Source organism: Streptomyces sp. SID12501 (assembly GCF_010550245.1).
GTDB lineage: Bacteria > Actinomycetota > Actinomycetes > Streptomycetales > Streptomycetaceae > Streptomyces.
On the sequence record NZ_JAAGLU010000530.1, the window covers coordinates 1 to 469 of the forward strand.

Annotated in this window: 1 protein-coding gene; it reads right to left on the bottom strand. The window is 71.6% G+C overall.

What is annotated here, in order from left to right; translation table 11 throughout:
* On the bottom strand, positions 1-302 hold a 302-nt coding region (locus G3I71_RS47130; RefSeq protein WP_239149803.1), incomplete at its 3' end, for an EamA family transporter.
* Positions 303-469: the final 167 nt, after the last annotated feature.

The following is a 469-nucleotide window of genomic DNA, read 5'->3' on the forward strand; positions in this document are numbered from 1 at the left end:
ATCAGCGGGCCGATCACCCCGAACAGGACGGGTGCGCAGGCCACGGCGACGGCGATCACGGCCGGCTCGGCGTGCGCGACGCCCCGTACGACGGCCACGTTGAACAGCACCAGCCCGGTGGCGGCGACCCCGGCCAGCCACAGCCATTCCCGGCCGCGCGGGGTCCTGATCGGCACCCGGGCGAGGCGGGCCAGGCCGAAGAGGAGCAGCGCGGCCATCGTGTAGCGGACGGCCTGCACCCCGAAGAGCGGGGCGTCCACGAGGGAGCGGGAGACGGTGACGCTGCTGCCGACGAGCACCATGCCGGCGATGCCGGGGGCGAGATCGCGCCACTGCCGGGACGAAGGGGACGAAGGCTGTGCAGGCGGCGGTGAAGGGTGCAAAGCGCGTGAAGCGTGTGAAGGGGCTGAGGTGTTCATACCGTCGAGCCTGGCGCCACAATGGACCCGTGGACAGGTCCAAAGAGAGT